Source organism: Serratia nevei (genome assembly GCF_037948395.1).
Classification (GTDB): domain Bacteria; phylum Pseudomonadota; class Gammaproteobacteria; order Enterobacterales; family Enterobacteriaceae; genus Serratia; species Serratia nevei.
In genome coordinates this window covers 2,258,412-2,274,749 of record NZ_CP149940.1, presented here as the reverse complement: position 1 = coordinate 2,274,749, position 16,338 = coordinate 2,258,412, and the positions used below count along the sequence as shown (strand labels likewise).

16 protein-coding genes and 1 other annotated feature are annotated in these 16,338 nt (G+C 58.1%); of the genes, 1 reads left to right on the top strand and 15 read right to left on the bottom strand.

The genetic code is table 11. The annotated features are described in order from the left end of the window. Positions 1 to 5: 5 nt before the first annotated feature. The 12 genes from V8N38_RS10985 to V8N38_RS10930 all read right to left on the bottom strand — a co-directional run bounded on the left by V8N38_RS10985 (position 6) and on the right by V8N38_RS10930 (position 10,889). A complete protein-coding gene (locus tag V8N38_RS10985) occupies positions 6 to 557 on the bottom strand; it encodes a glutathione peroxidase (protein ID WP_147840230.1) in 552 nt (183 codons plus the stop codon). 45 nt (positions 558 to 602) lie between these two features. Further along, positions 603 to 1,610 carry a vitamin B12 ABC transporter permease BtuC gene (gene btuC, locus V8N38_RS10980; RefSeq protein ID WP_147840231.1) on the bottom strand — a complete coding sequence of 336 codons (1,008 nt, stop codon included), beginning with the start codon at positions 1,608 to 1,610 and terminating at the stop codon, positions 603 to 605. 179 nt (positions 1,611 to 1,789) lie between these two features. Further along, on the bottom strand, positions 1,790 to 2,200 hold the full coding sequence (locus V8N38_RS10975; protein ID WP_147840232.1) for a DUF2502 domain-containing protein: 411 nt from the start codon (positions 2,198 to 2,200) through the stop codon (positions 1,790 to 1,792). Between the two features lie 560 nt (positions 2,201 to 2,760). Continuing rightward, complete coding sequence (gene ihfA, locus V8N38_RS10970) at positions 2,761 to 3,057, bottom strand: integration host factor subunit alpha (RefSeq protein ID WP_004931414.1); 297 nt, start codon at positions 3,055 to 3,057, stop codon at positions 2,761 to 2,763. A gap of 4 nt (positions 3,058 to 3,061) precedes the next feature. Beyond that, the gene (pheT, locus tag V8N38_RS10965) at positions 3,062 to 5,449 is read right to left on the bottom strand and encodes a phenylalanine--tRNA ligase subunit beta (RefSeq protein ID WP_147840233.1); all 2,388 of its coding nucleotides are present in this window, start codon (positions 5,447 to 5,449) and stop codon (positions 3,062 to 3,064) included. Between the two features lie 14 nt (positions 5,450 to 5,463). Then, positions 5,464 to 6,447, bottom strand: coding sequence for a phenylalanine--tRNA ligase subunit alpha (pheS, locus tag V8N38_RS10960; protein WP_004931416.1), 984 nt, complete (start codon positions 6,445 to 6,447; stop codon positions 5,464 to 5,466). A 187-nt stretch (positions 6,448 to 6,634) separates the two neighbouring features. Next, positions 6,635 to 6,757: a sequence feature (Phe leader region), on the bottom strand. Next, positions 6,709 to 6,753 carry a pheST operon leader peptide PheM gene (gene pheM, locus V8N38_RS10955; protein WP_121626058.1) on the bottom strand — a complete coding sequence of 15 codons (45 nt, stop codon included), beginning with the start codon at positions 6,751 to 6,753 and terminating at the stop codon, positions 6,709 to 6,711. It overlaps the preceding feature by 45 nt. A gap of 113 nt (positions 6,758 to 6,870) precedes the next feature. After that, entirely contained in the window at positions 6,871 to 7,227 is a 357-nt protein-coding gene (rplT, locus tag V8N38_RS10950) for a 50S ribosomal protein L20 (RefSeq protein ID WP_004931417.1), read from the bottom strand. Positions 7,228 to 7,270: 43 nt separating this feature from the next. Then, on the bottom strand, positions 7,271 to 7,468 hold the full coding sequence (gene rpmI, locus V8N38_RS10945; protein ID WP_004931418.1) for a 50S ribosomal protein L35: 198 nt from the start codon (positions 7,466 to 7,468) through the stop codon (positions 7,271 to 7,273). 98 nt (positions 7,469 to 7,566) lie between these two features. Then, the gene (infC, locus tag V8N38_RS10940) at positions 7,567 to 8,118 is read right to left on the bottom strand and encodes a translation initiation factor IF-3 (RefSeq protein WP_048233542.1); all 552 of its coding nucleotides are present in this window, start codon (positions 8,116 to 8,118) and stop codon (positions 7,567 to 7,569) included. Positions 8,119 to 8,121: 3 nt separating this feature from the next. Then, positions 8,122 to 10,050 carry a threonine--tRNA ligase gene (gene thrS, locus V8N38_RS10935; protein WP_025159696.1) on the bottom strand — a complete coding sequence of 643 codons (1,929 nt, stop codon included), beginning with the start codon at positions 10,048 to 10,050 and terminating at the stop codon, positions 8,122 to 8,124. A gap of 215 nt (positions 10,051 to 10,265) precedes the next feature. Next, positions 10,266 to 10,889, bottom strand: a complete 624-nt coding sequence (locus V8N38_RS10930) for a hypothetical protein (RefSeq protein ID WP_147840234.1) — start codon at positions 10,887 to 10,889, stop codon at positions 10,266 to 10,268. A gap of 550 nt (positions 10,890 to 11,439) precedes the next feature. On the opposite strand from V8N38_RS10930, the gene V8N38_RS10925 reads away from it, so the two are divergent. Further along, the gene (locus V8N38_RS10925) at positions 11,440 to 12,126 is read left to right on the top strand and encodes a MarC family NAAT transporter (protein WP_038877591.1); all 687 of its coding nucleotides are present in this window, start codon (positions 11,440 to 11,442) and stop codon (positions 12,124 to 12,126) included. Positions 12,127 to 12,163: 37 nt separating this feature from the next. Here V8N38_RS10925 and V8N38_RS10920 read toward each other — a convergent pair whose 3' ends face one another. The 3 genes from V8N38_RS10920 to V8N38_RS10910 all read right to left on the bottom strand — a co-directional run bounded on the left by V8N38_RS10920 (position 12,164) and on the right by V8N38_RS10910 (position 16,326). After that, a complete protein-coding gene (locus V8N38_RS10920) occupies positions 12,164 to 13,297 on the bottom strand; it encodes an ABC transporter substrate-binding protein (protein ID WP_084826330.1) in 1,134 nt (377 codons plus the stop codon). Positions 13,298 to 13,447: 150 nt separating this feature from the next. Then, on the bottom strand, positions 13,448 to 14,731 hold the full coding sequence (locus tag V8N38_RS10915; protein ID WP_049274104.1) for a serine/threonine protein kinase: 1,284 nt from the start codon (positions 14,729 to 14,731) through the stop codon (positions 13,448 to 13,450). A 257-nt stretch (positions 14,732 to 14,988) separates the two neighbouring features. Beyond that, positions 14,989 to 16,326 carry a c-type cytochrome gene (locus tag V8N38_RS10910; protein WP_060419230.1) on the bottom strand — a complete coding sequence of 446 codons (1,338 nt, stop codon included), beginning with the start codon at positions 16,324 to 16,326 and terminating at the stop codon, positions 14,989 to 14,991. Positions 16,327 to 16,338 lie beyond the last annotated feature (12 nt).

The following is a 16,338-nucleotide window of genomic DNA, read 5'->3' as shown; positions in this document are numbered from 1 at the left end:
CCGTCTTATCCTGCCAGCGCTTGTTTTACCGCCGCCACCAGCGCCGGATCTTCCGGCGTGGTGTCAGGCGAGAAGCGTTGGGTCACCGTGCCGTCGCGCGCGATGAGGAATTTCTCGAAGTTCCACAGAATATCGCCGGCGTGCTTCGGCGCACGCCCTTTGCTGGTCATTCGCGCCAGGAACTCGCTGCCCTGCGGTGCGACAGCATCCGGCTGCGCGGCAATCAGCGCCTGGTACAGCGGATGCCGATGTTCGCCGTTCACCTCAATCTTGGCGAACATCGGGAATTGCACGCCGAAGGTGCCGCGGCAAAACGCCAGGATCTCTTCGTTGCTGCCCGGCTCCTGGCCCAGGAATTCATTGGACGGGAACCCCAAAACTTCCAGCCCCCGATCGCGATAGGTTTCGTACAGCGCTTCCAGCCCTTCATATTGCTTGGTCAGGCCGCACTCCGAGGCCACGTTGACCACCAGCAGCACCTTACCCTGATAGGCGCCCAGCGTGGTCGCCTGGTTTTCGATGGTGTGTAACGGCAGGTTGTAGATTGGCTTACTCATCGGTTGTCATCCTTTGGTTTTTTAATGGCAGGTGAATGAAGAAAACTACCTTACGCCCTTTGTCCGGGTCAGTAACCAGATAAATAGCGGCGCCCCCAGCGTGGCGGTCACCACGCCGATCGGCAGCTCGGCCGCCAGCAGCGCAACGCGGGCGATCACATCGGCCACCAGCAACACCCCGGCTCCCGCCAGCGCGCAGGCCGGCAGCAGATAGCGCTGGTCGGTCAGGCCGGTGAGCCGCAAAATATGCGGGATCACCAAACCAACAAAACCAATCACTCCGGCGAGCGCCACGCTGACGCCAACCAGCCAGCCGATCGCCAGCACCAGCAAATTACGCCACAGATGCAGCGACAGCCCAAGTTGCCGCGCCTGTACCTCGCCCAGCGCCATCAGGTTGAGCGCTCTGCCCTGGCCGCACAGCCACAGCAGCACCGGCAGCAGCGCCAGCACCAGCCACTTTTGCCGCCAGTCCACGCCGCCGAAACCGCCCATCATCCAGTACATCAGCTGCCGCAGATCGAGGCTGGTGCTGAAATAGACCGCCCAGGTCATCAGCGCGCTGCACACGATGCCCAGCGCCACGCCAACCAGCAACAGCCGAGCATTGGTCAGGCGCCGGCGCCGAGCGAAGCCCAGCAGCAAAAAGGTCATCGCCAGCGCACCGGCTATCGCGGCGGCGCTCATCAGCGCCACCGGCAACAAACCGTGCCCTAACAGCACCGTCAACACCAGCGCGACGCCGGCACCGTTAGCCACCCCCAGCAGACCGGGCTCCGCCAGCGGGTTTTCAAACAGCGCCTGCATCACCGCGCCCGCCACCGCCAGGGCGGCGCCGACCAGCATCACCGCCAGCGCGCGCGGTAAACGCAGTTGCCAAACGAACAGCTGCGCCCGATCGCTGAACCACTCTGACGGCCATATCCATTGGTCACCGGCGCAGAGGCTGAACAGCAACGCCACCGCCACACCCAGCACCAGCAGAGTGACCTGGCGCTTATCGCGATAGCGCTGATGTTGCAACAGTAAGGTGAAAGTACGGCTGGTTGGCATGGCGCAGCGGTTCCCTGCCGGCCGCTGTCGTGGCCGGATAATTGACGTCTGAGTCGAATATTAGGGGGTTAACGCCGCAAGGGGAAGCCTTGCGTAGGCGATGGCGCAGGAAAGCAGCGGCTGGCCCTGCCCGTCATCACCATGATGATGGCAAAACCAGCCGCCGATAAACTCAGGGATTAACGATGCGGGCCGGCGTTGCCCGGTGGATAAGGCTGACCGCGGCCGTCATCGCGCCGGTCATGGTCACCCCGATCGTCATGACGGCGGTCGCGATTATCGCGATCGCCATGGAACGGATTGCCGCTGCGCTCCGGCCCGCGATGCTCATAACCACGCGGCGGCGAAGGTTGCCAGCGTCCGCCGTCCCAGTACAAACCGCGCGCATTGCGCTCACCCAGACCGCGGCCCTGGTGCGCATGCCACCACTGCGGTGGACGCCAGTCGTAGCCATCCCAGTAGTAGCCGCGACGGTCCTGATCCCCCAGATGCAGGGAAACGCCCGGCACGTTGATATCGACGGACACATCGGCCTGCGCCGCCAGCGGCAGCAACAGCGGGAAACACACCAGCAACAGGATCTTTTTCATTTTACCTTCTCACTCTATTTTTCTTGCTGCAGTGGTTATATCAGCGTGCTTATTTAACGACTATCTCATCGATGCCTATTTTCAGATCGTTTTCGACGGCCTTACACAATCCCTACACTGTTTGCCGCCGCCTTTAATTATCATAACCACTGACAAGGTTTAACGAATAACTGACGTCTCTCAAGCCGCAAGACAATTATAATTAAATGGATTCCCACCGGAGGATAATAAGATGATTAAACGTATCGGTATGTTGCTGGCCGTTGTGGCCCTGGCCTCAAGCCTCAGCGCCTGCTGCTGGGGCCCGCACTGGGGTGGAGGCCACCGTGGCGACGGCCCAGGCCATTATTATGGCCGTTATTGAAATGACAAATAAGGCCACCCATCAAATGAAATAAGATATAAGATATAAGAATATTCCGCAAATAAGATTAAATAAATTTTCGCCGTAGTGCTTTAATGAATAAATTTAATTCTTACATTGCCCATTAGGAATAAACTGAATTTTCCCAAAAAAAAGAAAAAGGCCGCGCAAGCGGCCTTTTTTGATGTCACGTCACTCACCCTTTCGGGCTGGCGTTTTCTACCCGGCTTTTCAGCTTCTGCCCCGGACGGAAGGTCACCACGCGGCGCGCCGTAATCGGAATGTCTTCGCCGGTCTTCGGGTTACGCCCCGGACGTTGGTTCTTGTCACGCAGATCAAAGTTGCCAAAACCCGACAGTTTTACCTGTTCGCCATTCTCAAGGGCCCGACGGACCTCTTCAAAGAACAGTTCCACCAGGTCTTTGGCGTCCCGTTTGCTAAGCCCAAGCTTCTCAAACAGGTGTTCTGACATTTCAGCTTTAGTAAGCGCCATAGGTTCAATCCCTCAAGGATGCTTGGAATCGCTGTTTTAGAGCCTCTACGCATTTTGCAACGGTAGCGGCTATCTCCTCTTCTTCCAGTGTACGAGCGGTATCCTGCAATACCAGACTGATAGCCAGGCTCTTGTCACCTTCTGCCACGCCCTTGCCACGGTACACGTCAAACAAGTTTACGCCAACTACCTGATTTGCGCCAACTTTCTTACACTCGGCCAAAATATCTTCTGCGGGGACGTTTTCAGCCACCACAACGGCGATATCACGGCGGTTTGCCGGGAAGCGCGAAATCTCCCGCGCCTGAGGCACGGCGCGGCTCGCAAGCTTGTTCCACTCCAGTTCAAACACCACGGTGCGGCCGTTAAGATCCAGTTTACGTTCAAGTTCCGGGTGAACCACACCGATGAAACCTACGCGTTCGCCGTGCAAATAAATCGCCGCACTTTGCCCTGGATGCAGGGCCGGATTGGCTTCCGCCCGGAACTGAATTTCGGATAATTTACCGGTCAGCTCGAGGACAGACTCCAGATCCCCTTTTAAATCATAGAAGTCGACGGGCTTGCGCGCCAGATCCCAATGCTCATCGTGCGTATGGCCAGCGATCACGCCTGCCAGCATGACGTCCTGACGGATACCCAGATCTGCCGCACTATCAGGCACAAAGCGCAGGCCGCTTTCGAACAGGCGCAGGCGCGTCTGCTGGCGGTTCTGGTTATACACCACCGCAGACAGCAGGCCGGTCCACAGCGACAGACGCATCGCCGACATCTCGACCGAAATCGGGCTCGGCAGGATCAGCGCTTCTTCATTCGGATGCAGCAATGCCTGCACTTTCGGATCGACGAAGCTGTAGGTGATCGCTTCCTGGTAGCCGTGATCGACCAGCATGGTCTTCACGCGCTTGAGCGTCAGATCGGCTTCGCGATGCTGGGTCATCACCAAATCGGCACGAACCGGCACATCCGGGATGTTGTCGTAGCCGTAAACGCGCGCCACTTCTTCCACCAGGTCCTCTTCGATCTCCATATCGAAACGCCAGCTCGGCGCGACCGCTTGCCAGCTGTCGCCCTGTTCGGTTACCTGGCAACCCAGGCGGCGCAGAATGTCGCTAACCTGCTCGCTCGGCACCACGTGGCCGATCAGGCGATCCAGCTTCTCGCGGCGCAGCGTGATGGTAGCGCGCTTCGGCAGTTCGTTTTCATCGGTCACGTCGATAACCGGGCCAGCCTGGCCGCCGCAGATGTCGAGCAGCAGGCGCGTAGCGCGCTCCATCGCTTTGTACTGCAGCGCCGGATCGACGCCGCGCTCATAGCGGTGAGAAGCATCGGTGTGCAGGCCGTGACGACGTGCGCGACCGGTGATCGACAGCGGGCTGAAGAAGGCGCACTCCAGCAGCACGTCCTGAGTTTCCCCGTTGACGCCGGAATGCTCGCCGCCGAAGATGCCGCCCATCGCCAGTGCTTTTTGATGATCGGCGATCACTAAGGTGTCGGCGTTCAGTTTGGCTTCGCTGCCGTCCAGCAGTGTCAAGGTTTCCCCTTCTTCCGCCATGCGCACCACGATGCCGCCGTCGATGCGGCTCAGATCGAAGGCGTGCATCGGTTGGCCAAGCTCCAGCAGCACATAGTTGGTGACGTCAACCACGGCATCGATAGAACGGATACCGCAGCGACGCAGTTTTTCACGCATCCACAGCGGGGTTGGCGCCTTGACGTCGATGCCTTTCACTACGCGGCCCAGATAGCGTGGGCACGCCTGCGCCGCGTCAACGCGGATCGGCAGCGTGGCGTCGATGGTGGCGGCTACCGGGCTCATGTCCGGCTCGGTCAGCGCAACCTGGTTCAGTACGCCCACGTCGCGCGCAACGCCGATGATGCCCAGGCAGTCGGCGCGGTTCGGCGTGACGCTGATCTCGATGGTGTTGTCGTTCAGTTTCAGATAGTCGCGGATGTCGGTGCCGATCGGCGCATCCAGCGGCAGCTCAATGATACCGTCATGATCGTCGGAAATGCCCAGCTCGGAGAACGAGCACAGCATGCCTTCCGAAGGTTCGCCGCGCAGCTTGGCGGCCTTGATTTTGAAATCGCCCGGCAGCACCGCGCCCACGGTGGCGACCGCCACTTTCAGGCCGGTACGGCAGTTTGGCGCGCCGCAGACGATGTCGAGCAGGCGATCGCCGCCTACGTTAACCTTGGTGACGCGCAGTTTGTCGGCGTTCGGGTGCTGGCCGCACTCGACCACCTCGCCCACGACGACGCCGTTAAACGCGCCGGCAACCGGATCCACGCCGTCCACTTCCAGGCCGGCCATGGTGATTTGATCGGATAATGCTTCGCTGCTGATGGCCGGATTTACCCACTCGCGCAACCAGAGTTCACTGAATTTCATGTGATATTCCCGCCTTACTTAAACTGTTTGAGGAAACGCAGATCGTTTTCGAAGAATGCGCGCAGGTCGGTGACGCCGTAACGCAGCATCGTCAGGCGCTCCATGCCCATGCCGAAGGCGAAGCCGGAATAAACTTCCGGATCGATGCCCACGTTGCGCAGCACGTTCGGATGCACCATGCCGCAGCCCAGCACTTCCAGCCACTTGCCGTTCTTGCCCATCACGTCCACTTCAGCGGACGGCTCGGTGAACGGGAAGTAGGACGGACGGAAACGAACCTGCAGGTCTTCTTCAAAGAAGTTGTTCAGGAAATCGTGCAACGTGCCCTTCAGGTTGGTGAAGCTGATGTCTTTATCGACGATCAGCCCTTCCATCTGGTGGAACATCGGGGTGTGCGTCTGATCGTAGTCGTTACGATAAACGCGGCCCGGCGCAATGATGCGGATCGGCGGCTGCTGGTTCTTCATGGTGCGGATCTGCACGCCTGAAGTCTGGGTGCGCAGCAGGCGCGTGGCGTCGAACCAGAAGGTGTCGTGGTCGGCGCGCGCCGGGTGATGCCCTGGAATGTTCAGCGCGTCGAAGTTATGGTAATCGTCTTCAATTTCCGGGCCGGTGGCAACGGAGAAGCCCAGCTCGCCGAAGAAGGTTTCGATACGGTCGATGGTGCGGGTCACCGGATGCAGGCCACCGTTCTCCATGCGACGGCCCGGCAAGGACACGTCGATGGTTTCTGCCGCCAGGCGCGCGTTCAGCGCGGCGCTTTCCAGTGCGTTCTTACGCGCGTTGAGCGCGTCTTGCACCTCTTGCTTGGCCTGGTTGATCACCGCGCCGGCCGCCGGACGGTCTTCCGCCGGTACGTCGCGCAGAGACTGCATCTGCAAGGTGAAATGACCTTTCTTGCCAAAATATTCGACGCGTACCAAATCTAACGCGGCAACATCCTGGGCATCTTCTACGGCTGCCTTGGCATTGGCAACCAGCTCTGCGAGATGTGGCATTGCTTTCCTCTTCCTCTGGCCGGGATGGCCCTAAGTAATTGTTATCTATTATTCGAACACGCCTTTGAGCAATCTTCAAAGACTTTTCAATACGTTGCCGGCCAGGCGACTCACCAGCGAGGCACAAGGCTCGCTCAACGCCTGCCGCTCTCACCGCAACGCTTTGCAAGGCGGGACGATGGCCAAAAACAAAAAAGCCTCCACGAGGGAGGCTTAGGCGCTACTTTTCGTTTCTTTTCTTACGCGCAAAGCCTCCTGAAATCAGGCGCTAAAGTAAAAAAAGAAACGAAAAATAGCTGCGTGCATGATTGCGGTACCTTGTCGATGATTGCCCACCAGTGATATAGCGGCGGCCAATAAAAGTCAATATTTGTCGCTGAAAACAAAGATTAAAAGAGGGAGCAAGCTCCCTCTTCTACTGACTTACGCCAGAGCTGCTTTCGCTTTCTCAACCAGTGCGCCGAAGGCCACTTTGTCGAAGACTGCGATGTCAGCCAGGATCTTACGGTCAATTTCGATCGACGCTTTTTTCAAGCCGTTGATGAACTTGCTGTAAGACAGACCGTTCTGACGAGCAGCTGCGTTGATACGTGCAATCCACAGCTGACGGAACTGACGCTTACGTTGACGACGGTCACGGTAAGCATACTGGCCTGCTTTGATTACTGCCTGGAAGGCAACACGATATACGCGCGAACGGGCACCGTAGTAACCTTTCGCCTGCTTCATAATTTTCTTGTGACGTGCGCGTGCAATTACACCACGTTTTACGCGAGCCATATGCTCTCTCCTAAAGTCTTATTCTAAATTCAAAAAAAATGGCTTATGCGTACGGCAGGCACGCGGTAACCAGGACCAGATCGTTTTTAGACACCATGCCTTTCGGACGCAGGTGACGTTTACGCTTGGTTGCTTTTTTGGTCAGAATATGACGCAGGTTGGCATGTTTACGCTTAAAACCACCGCTGCCGGTTTTTTTGAAGCGCTTGGCTGCACCACGTACAGTTTTAATCTTTGGCATTTTAATTAAATCCACTTCGCATTGTTAAACAACGAATCAGTTGGGCGAATAAAACCCACACAGCGCAAGCGCCGCGCGGGTTCCATTACTTGTAAGCCTTACTGTTTCTTCTTAGGAGCGAGCACCATAATCATCTGGCGGCCTTCGATCTTCGTAGGGAAGGATTCGACCACTGCCAGATCCATATCTTCACACAGGTCTTTACGGACGCGGTTAAGCACTTCCATACCGATCTGCTGGTGCGCCATCTCACGCCCACGGAAACGCAGGGTGATTTTGGCTTTATCGCCATCTTCCAGAAAGCGAATCAGGTTGCGTAGTTTGACCTGATAGTCGCCATCATCGGTGCCAGGACGGAATTTGATTTCCTTAACCTGGATAACTTTTTGCTTCTTCTTCTGTTCTTTCGTCGACTTGCTCTTCTCGTAGAGGAATTTGCCGTAATCCATGATTCGGCAAACTGGCGGTTCGGCATTTGGGCTGATTTCTACTAAATCAACGCCCGCTTCCTCAGCTTTTTCAAGAGCTTCATTCAGACTGACAATACCAATCTGCTCGCCATCGACGCCGGTTAGGCGAACTTCTTGCGCGCGAATTTCTCTGTTAATGCGATTAGGACGCGCCGGTTGAACTCGTTTTCCGCCTTTAATACTTTATTCCTCCAGTTGATGAAGACTACGGCTGCGAATCTCTTTCAGCAGCTTGTCTACGACTTCGTTTACGTCCAGGCTTCCCAAGTCTTTGCCACGGCGGGTACGAACGGCAACTTTGCCTGCTTCGACCTCTTTGTCGCCGCACACCAACATGTAAGGGACTCGACGTAAAGTATGTTCGCGAATTTTAAAGCCAATCTTCTCATTTCTCAAGTCCGCTTTCACGCGAATGCCTGCATCCTGCAGTTTTTTGGTCAATTGCTGGACATAATCAGACTGGCTGTCGGTGATATTCATCACCACCACCTGCACCGGAGCGATCCAGGTCGGGTAGAACCCGGCGTATTCTTCGGTAAGGATACCGATGAAACGTTCCATGGAGCCCAAAATGGCGCGGTGAATCATTACCGGCACGACGCGATCGTTGTTTTCGCCAACGTACGAGGCGCCCAAACGGCCTGGCAAGAAGAAATCGAGCTGCACGGTACCACATTGCCATGCGCGATCCAAACAATCATGCAGGGTAAATTCAATTTTCGGTCCGTAGAAGGCACCCTCACCCGGCTGATATTCAAACGGAATGCCGTTCTCGGTCAGCGCAGCGGCCAGGTCTTCTTCCGCACGGGTCCACATGTCGTCGGTGCCGATGCGTTTTTCCGGACGCGTAGACAGCTTGACGGCGATCTTGTCGAAGCCAAAAGTACCGTACACGTCATAGACCATGCGAATGCATTCGTTCACTTCGGCACGCACCTGCTCTTCGGTACAGAAGATATGGGCGTCATCCTGCGTGAAGCCACGCACGCGCATCAGGCCGTGCAGGGAGCCCGATGGCTCGTTGCGGTGGCAGCTGCCGAACTCGCCCATGCGCAGCGGCAAATCGCGGTACGACTTCAGGCCCTGGTTGAAGATCTGCACGTGACCCGGGCAGTTCATCGGCTTGATGCAGTATTCGCGGTTTTCCGACGCGGTGGTGAACATGGCGTCTTTGTAGTTTTCCCAGTGGCCGGTTTTTTCCCACAGCACGCGGTCCATCATGAACGGACCTTTCACTTCCTGGTACTGATACTCTTTGAGCTTCATGCGCACGAAGGCTTCCAGCTCGCGGAAAATCGTCCAACCGTCGTTGTGCCAGAACACCATGCCCGGCGCTTCTTCCTGCATGTGATACAGGTCGAGCTGTTTGCCGATCTTGCGGTGATCGCGCTTGGCCGCTTCTTCCAGGCGCTGCAGGTAGGCGTTCAGCTGCTTCTTGTCTGCCCAGGCGGTGCCGTAGATACGCTGCAGCATTTTGTTTTTGCTGTCGCCGCGCCAGTAAGCGCCGGAGGTTTTCTGCAGCTTGAAATGGTGACAGAAACGCATGTTTGGCACGTGCGGGCCACGGCACATGTCGACGTATTCTTCGTGGTGATACAGGCCAGGACGATCGTCATGGCTGATGTTCTCATCCAGGATCGCCACTTTGTAGATTTCGCCGCGCTCAGCGAAGGTGTCGCGGGCTTCTTGCCAGCTGACCTTCTTCTTGATGACGTCGTAATCCTTATCGGCCAACTCGTGCATCCGCTTTTCCAGCAGATCCAGGTCTTCCTGCGTCAGGGTGCGGTCGATATCCACGTCATAATAGAAACCGTTGTCGATCACCGGACCGATCGCCATTTTGGTATCCGGCCACAGCTGCTTGATCGCATGACCCAGCAGGTGCGCGCAGGAGTGGCGCATGATTTCCAGACCGTCTTCATCTTTGATGGTGATGATGGCCAGCTGCGCATCTGATTCGATCAGATCGCCGGCATCAACCAGCTCGCCGTTGACGCGGCCGGCGATACAGGCTTTCGCCAGGCCAGGGCCGATATCGCGCGCGACATCCATCGGGGAAACGGGGTGGTCGAAATGACGCTGACTACCGTCAGGAAGAGTAATAACAGGCATTAATAATTCCTTATCTACAGTGGTGACCCACACGACAGATCACATGCAGTACGAAAATTGGGTTTTGGGTTTGGTCAGCCAGGTTTCAGATCTCGCCCACAATTGCCAGATTGAAACCTCACTGGGTATACAGAATGGAACGCATACCTTCTCAGCCGCATTCGGCTAAGCGAATAGTATCACTAAAATTGTTCCGGATAAATAAAGTGCCGCCCTCACGCTTTCGCGTCATCCGGCGCAAAAACGGTTTTCATGTAGCTCAGGGTGGCCAGCAGGCACAGGCCGTAGCCCAGCAGTTCACAGCCCTCTTCCACCATGTTTTTCACTACCCGGTTATAGCCGTCCAACATCAGCGTTTGCCACAGCGCGCTCATGCCGAACAGGCGTGAAAACACCAGAATGCACAGCAGGCCCGCACACATCATGCCGTAGCCGGGATGCGTCACGAAATCAGCCAGGCCGCGCACCGTCGCCGCGATGTGCCTGCCGGCATGCCACAGGCAAACCAAGGCGACCGCCAGCGCGAACCACACCCACGCGCCGTGCCACAGCGCATCGAAGGCGAAGTCCATCTCGCGGATCAGCATGCAGAGAAAGAAGCCGCCGACCAGCATCCAGGCGGAGCGGCGTTCAGCCTGTCGCCAGGCCGCGGCGAAAAAACCACCGGCGATGGCGAGCAGCAACAGTTCCTGCGCCACTTCGGTCAGCGAGGTTTCATGCACGAAATTATGCAGCCAGTGTACGTCGATAAACACCAGGCCGACCAAGGCCGCCAAAAAAGCGCCGGAAAGCGCGAATGCGCCGATTTTCCCCAGTAAAAGTTTCAACTCGTCTTGCATAATCAGTCTCATTATCGTTTTAAAGCGCGCCTATGGTAGGCAGCTGAGCCTGCGGGGTGTAGCAATTGATGCGAAACATCGGCCTTTACCGGCCAACTGCGGCGAAAAAGGCCATAAAACACAAAAATTGCGCACCTTTTCCGAGCGCAGCGCATTTTTGTCATCGCCGCTCGGCGATATACCTGCTCCACGTGGCGATCTTCGCCGCCAGCCACTATCCTGATACCAGTCAGCTCCCACCGAGACCCATGCACATATGAACCGGTTACTCGCAGTCCTCGTCGTGCTATGCGCGGTATTAGCGACGCTGTATGGGCGGGTGCATTTTGGCGCGCGTTCAGTGCCGCGAGCGATTGCGGTCAATGAAGCGCCGCTGGGGTGTGGGGATGAACCGGAGCTCGCCGGCGAGTGCAATGGCGAAGAGGAAACGCCGGCCGACGGTTAATTAACCTTCCGAGCTATCCCCATTGCCGCCAGGCACACGGCAGGCTAGGCTGTTCAGCTCATGGGCCGCCGCCTGGCGGCTTGAACGTTGCACAGGGAGTTTTTTATGACGGGTATTTTGCAGTTATTCCAGGCCATCGGACTGGGTTTGGTGCTGCTGCTGCCGCTGGCCAACCCGCTGACCACGGTGGCGTTGCTGCTCGGGTTGTCCGGCAATATGACGCGCGAAGAGCGCAATCAGCAGTCGCTGATGGCCTCGGTTTATGTGTTCTGCATCATGACGGTGGCGTTTTACGCCGGGCAGGTGGTGATGAACACCTTCGGCATTTCGATCCCCGGCCTGCGTATCGCCGGCGGGCTGATCGTCGCCTTCATCGGTTTTCGCATGCTGTTCCCCCAGCAGAGCCCTGAAGAGGCACCGGAGGTAGAGAGCAAGTCGCACGAGCTGCGCCATAAGACGTCGGCCAACATCGCCTTCGTGCCGTTGGCCATGCCGAGCACCGCCGGGCCGGGTACCATCGCGATGATCATCAGCTCGGCGTCGAGCGTCAAAGCGAACACGCTGGGTTTTGAACCCTGGGTACTGGCCGTGGCGCCGGTCGCCATCTTCCTGACGGTCGCGGTGATCCTGTGGGGCTGCCTGCTCAGTTCCGGCGCCATCATGCGCTTGGTGGGGAAAAGCGGCATCGAGGCGATCTCCCGCCTGATGGGCTTCCTGCTGGTGTGCATGGGCGTGCAGTTCATTATCAACGGCGTACTGGAGATTATCTCCACCTATACGCCGGCCGCCTGACGATAAAAAACGGGCGCGATCGTCGCGCCCGTTGCCGTTATTTCCCCGCCGGCGCCTGCGCGCCCAAAATGCCCTTGCCTTCCGGCACTTCGGTAAAGCGGCTGAGGATCTCGCTGTAGGTCTTGGCCGGATCCAGATCCGGGAACTGCGCCGGATAGATAAACTTCGCCAGATACTCCAGCCCAACGATGTTGTACGGGTGGTTGTAGAAGTTATGGTAGATGCCGTAGAACCGCCCTTCCTTCACCGCCGACACCTGAGCGAACCCCGGGCGCTGCTTCATGCGGTTGAAAGCCTCATCCACCTGCTGCTGCGTCACGCCGTAGCCAAACGGCACCGCGGCGTTGGTCTTGCTGGCCCACTGTGAACCGGAAACGATGTAGGCGTCCGGCTTCATGCTGATCACTTTTTCCAGCGCCACGTCGCCGGTGGCGCCCGGCAGCAGCGCAGAGCCGATATTGCGCGCGCCGACCGCCTCCACCAACGCACCCCAGCCAACGTGGGCGTGGGTATAGCAGCAGGACTCCAGCCCGTTCAGGCCGGCCTTGGCTTCAAAGAACACCAGCGGCTTGGGTTCCACCGCCTGCGTCTTGGCCAGAATGGCCTGATAGTGCTGCTGATAATAATCGGTATATTGCTTGGCTTCGCTTTCGCGGTTGAGGGTTTCCCCCAGCAGCGTCACGCTTTTCGGCGTGTTTTCCACCGGCTTGAGCATGGTGTCGATAAACAACACCGGCACGTTCAACGCCTTCAGCTTATCCAGCACGCCGGTTTGGCTCAGCGAAGGTTTGGAACGCAGCTGGGCGATCATCAGATCGGGGCGTTTGGCGATCACGCTTTCCAGATTGACTTCGCCCTTGTCGCTGAACCCCATATCGATGATGTTTTTCGCCGCCGGCCATTTGCTTTGCAAGATGTCCCAGGTCGCCGCATCGCTTTTCTTCAACAGGTTGTTCCAGGCCACCAGCCGATCGAACGGGTTGGCGCGATCGAGCAGCGCCAGCGTGAGAATATCGCGCCCGTCCTGCACCACGATGCGTTTTGGCTCTTGCTGGAGGGTGAGCGTCTGGCCGGAAGTGTCGGTCAGGGTCAGCGGATAGGTAGTGGCCATCGCCGGGGCGGAAAGCACGGCGGCGCAAACCAGCGCCGACAGAGTAATTCGACGGTGCACGAAAAGCTCCTTGGTAAACAATTCAACCAGGGAATAGTAATGAGAATGGCTAGCATTATCAAAGGTCGCGCCGCGTTGCCCGGCGATTAATTGCAAAGGGATGTGTAATGCGGGATGAAGAGGCGCGCCGGAAGCGGCGCGCCCTGAGGATCACACCAGGCCGTAGATCAGCGCCGACAGCGCAATCAGGCCCATCACCAGTACGAATACGTTGCTCGCCGCTCGGTATTTACGCATTGCCGGCACCGCGCGCACCGCGTACATCGGCAGAATGAACAGGATGGCGGCAATCAGCGGGCCGCTGATGGTTTCAATGATGTGCAGCGCGCTGGGGTTCCACACCGTCGCCGCCCAGGTGAGCAGGAACAGCGACACCGCCGAGATGCGGTGCGTCATACGCGAACTGAGCGGTTTGCCGACCGCGCGCGTGACGCCGTCGATCAGGCTGGTCGCCCCTTCCGTCACCCCCAGCGAGGTGCCGAGATAGGATTTGGCCATTGCCAACATCGCCATTACCGGGCCGAGATAGGCGATCAGCGGGTTGGAGAATTTGTTGGCCAGCGTGGTCAGCACCGTGATGTTCTGGTCTTTCGCCTGCTGCATGTCTTCATGGGACAGGCTCAGCACGCAGCTGAACACGAAAAACAGCACGGTGACGCAGATCAGCACATAGCTGTAGCGCATGATGCGCGCGCAGCGGCGTTCCGCCTTATCGCCATACAGGCTCTTCTGCGTCGAGGCGAAGGAAGAGATGATCGGCGCATGGCTGAAGGAGAACACCATCACCGGCACCGCCAGCCACAGCGAATGCCACAGCCCCGGCGTGTCGAAGCGGGTGGCGGCCAGGCCATTAACGAAGTTGGCGGTATTCCAGCTCGGCATCAGGTACAGCGAAATGCCCATCAGGAACACCAACAGCGGGAACACCAGCATGCCCATCGCCGCCACGATGCTGTCTTTGCCGCGCAGCAGCACCAGATTGAGCACCACCACTACCGCCAGACTCAGCCAGATGCGCGGCAGCGGCGCCACGTGGAACTGATGGATCAGGAAGCTGTCCAGCGCGTTGGTGATCGAAATGCTGTACACCAGCACGATCGGGAAGAACGCCATCAGATACAGCATCATGATGATTTTGCCGGCCAGCACGCCGAAGTGTTCCACCACCACATCGTGAATATTGCCGTCGCGGCTGGAGCCGGACAGCACGAAGCGGCTGAGCGCGCGGTGCGGCAAATAGGTCAGCGGGAAAGCGAACAGCGCCATCAACAGCAGCACCAGCGGGCCGTTCAAACCGGCGTTGATCGGCAAGAACAGCGTGCCGGCACCCACCGCGGTGGCATAAAGGCCGAACATCCAGACGGTGTCGGTTTTGTTCCATTTGGCTGGCTGAGCGGCCGTCAGCGTGCCTGAATCGGGAGAAATCGTACTCATGAGACAGTCTACCTTAATCTGCGGCGCCAACGATTGCGCCTAACGGGATATCCTTCTCCGCGAACTTTTTAATAGTAATCAGTGAATTAAAGCGATATTTCATACTTACGCCTGATGAAAGGACGGCAAAGGATAATGAAAAATCCCCTGCGGGTCTATGTTTTATCGGCCGAACGGGCAATTTGCGAACAGGAAATGCTGAAAAAACCGGCATGCACAGAAAAAACTAAGGGCCCCTTGCGGAGCCCTTAAGCGGTTTACTTCTTCGCGTCCGGATGGTCCGGCACCTCGGCGCTGCCCATCTCCTTCTCGTCGCGGATCATCGAGCGGTCTTTACGCACGTCGGCCACGTCGGAGGCGCTCACCGGTTTGGCGCTGTTGCCCCAGCTGGTACGGATGAAGTTCACCACGTCCGCCACCTGCTGATCGTTCAAACGCCAGCCGAACGGCGGCATGGTGATGTTGGACACCGCCCCCTGCACCGCCGGCGTAGTGTTGCCGGTCAGCACGATGTGGATCAGCGAGGTCGCGTCCTCGGTCTGCACCACCGGGTTGCCCTTCAGCGACGGGAAGGCGCGCTTGTAGCCCACGCCGTCGGTGCGGTGGCAGGCCGCGCAGTTATCGACATACAGCGCCGCGCCGGGCTTGCTGTCGTCGCCGCGCCACAGATCCTTGGCCACGCTGTCTTCGACCGGCGCCGCCTGCTGTTTGCCGTCTTTCGGCGGAAGCGATTTCAGGTAGCGTGCGATGGCGGTCAGATCGTCGTCGCTCAGGTATTGCAGGCTGTGCTCCACCACGTCGCTCATGCCGCCAAACACGATCGCCTTGTCGTTACGGCCGGTTTTCAGGAACTCGGTCAGCTCGGCTTCGCTCCAGCTGCCCAGGCCATCCTTACGGTCGCTGCGCAAGCTGGAAGCCACCCAGCCGTCGATCGGCGCGTTGCTGCCGGACAGATAGTCGTCGCTTTCGCTGTTGCTCAACGCTTTTTCCTGCATGGTGATGCTGCGCGGGGTATGGCAAGCGCCGCAGTGGCCCAGGCCTTCCACCAGATAACGACCGCGTTCAATCACCGGATCGGCTTTGGCGTCAGCCACGAAGTCCGCCGGCGACGGCGCAAACATGCCGCGCCAGATGCTCAGCGGCCAGCGCATCGACAGCGGCCACGGGATGTCGGAATCCTTGTTGGCCTGCTCCACCGGCTGCACGCCGTGCATGAAATAGGCATACATGGCGCGCATGTCTTCCTCTTTCACCAGCGCGAACGACGGGTACGGCATCGCTGGGTACAGGGTGCTGCCGTTTTTGGCTACGCCCTTACGCACCGCGTTGTCGAAATCCTCGAAGCTGTAATCGCCGATGCCGGTTTTCTTGTCCGGCGTGATGTTGGTGGAGTAGATGGTGCCGATCGGCGTCTCCATCGCCAGACCGCCGGCGAAGGTTTTGCCGCTCTTGCCGTCGGTGTGGCAGGCCACGCAGTCGCCGGCGCGCGCCAGGTATTCACCGCGCTTGATAAGCTCGCTGCTGACGGTGGCGTCCTGCGCCCAAACGGAAAAACTCACTGCACTGAGAACCAGTGCCGGTACAAATGCTTTCATCGTTCGCCGTCC

Coding starts and splice junctions, on each gene's coding strand:
- pheT (WP_147840233.1), bottom strand. CDS start 5,449: ATGAAATTCAGTGAACTCTGGTTGCGCGAGTGGGTAAATCCGGCCATC.
- V8N38_RS10910 (WP_060419230.1), bottom strand. CDS start 16,326: ATGAAAGCATTTGTACCGGCACTGGTTCTCAGTGCAGTGAGTTTTTCC.
- ihfA (WP_004931414.1), bottom strand. CDS start 3,057: ATGGCGCTTACTAAAGCTGAAATGTCAGAACACCTGTTTGAGAAGCTT.
- V8N38_RS10925 (WP_038877591.1), top strand. CDS start 11,440: ATGACGGGTATTTTGCAGTTATTCCAGGCCATCGGACTGGGTTTGGTG.
- pheS (WP_004931416.1), bottom strand. CDS start 6,447: ATGCCACATCTCGCAGAGCTGGTTGCCAATGCCAAGGCAGCCGTAGAA.
- V8N38_RS10930 (WP_147840234.1), bottom strand. CDS start 10,889: ATGCAAGACGAGTTGAAACTTTTACTGGGGAAAATCGGCGCATTCGCG.
- V8N38_RS10985 (WP_147840230.1), bottom strand. CDS start 557: ATGAGTAAGCCAATCTACAACCTGCCGTTACACACCATCGAAAACCAG.
- rpmI (WP_004931418.1), bottom strand. CDS start 7,468: ATGCCAAAGATTAAAACTGTACGTGGTGCAGCCAAGCGCTTCAAAAAA.
- V8N38_RS10975 (WP_147840232.1), bottom strand. CDS start 2,200: ATGAAAAAGATCCTGTTGCTGGTGTGTTTCCCGCTGTTGCTGCCGCTG.
- btuC (WP_147840231.1), bottom strand. CDS start 1,610: ATGCCAACCAGCCGTACTTTCACCTTACTGTTGCAACATCAGCGCTAT.
- thrS (WP_025159696.1), bottom strand. CDS start 10,050: ATGCCTGTTATTACTCTTCCTGACGGTAGTCAGCGTCATTTCGACCAC.
- rplT (WP_004931417.1), bottom strand. CDS start 7,227: ATGGCTCGCGTAAAACGTGGTGTAATTGCACGCGCACGTCACAAGAAA.
- V8N38_RS10915 (WP_049274104.1), bottom strand. CDS start 14,731: ATGAGTACGATTTCTCCCGATTCAGGCACGCTGACGGCCGCTCAGCCA.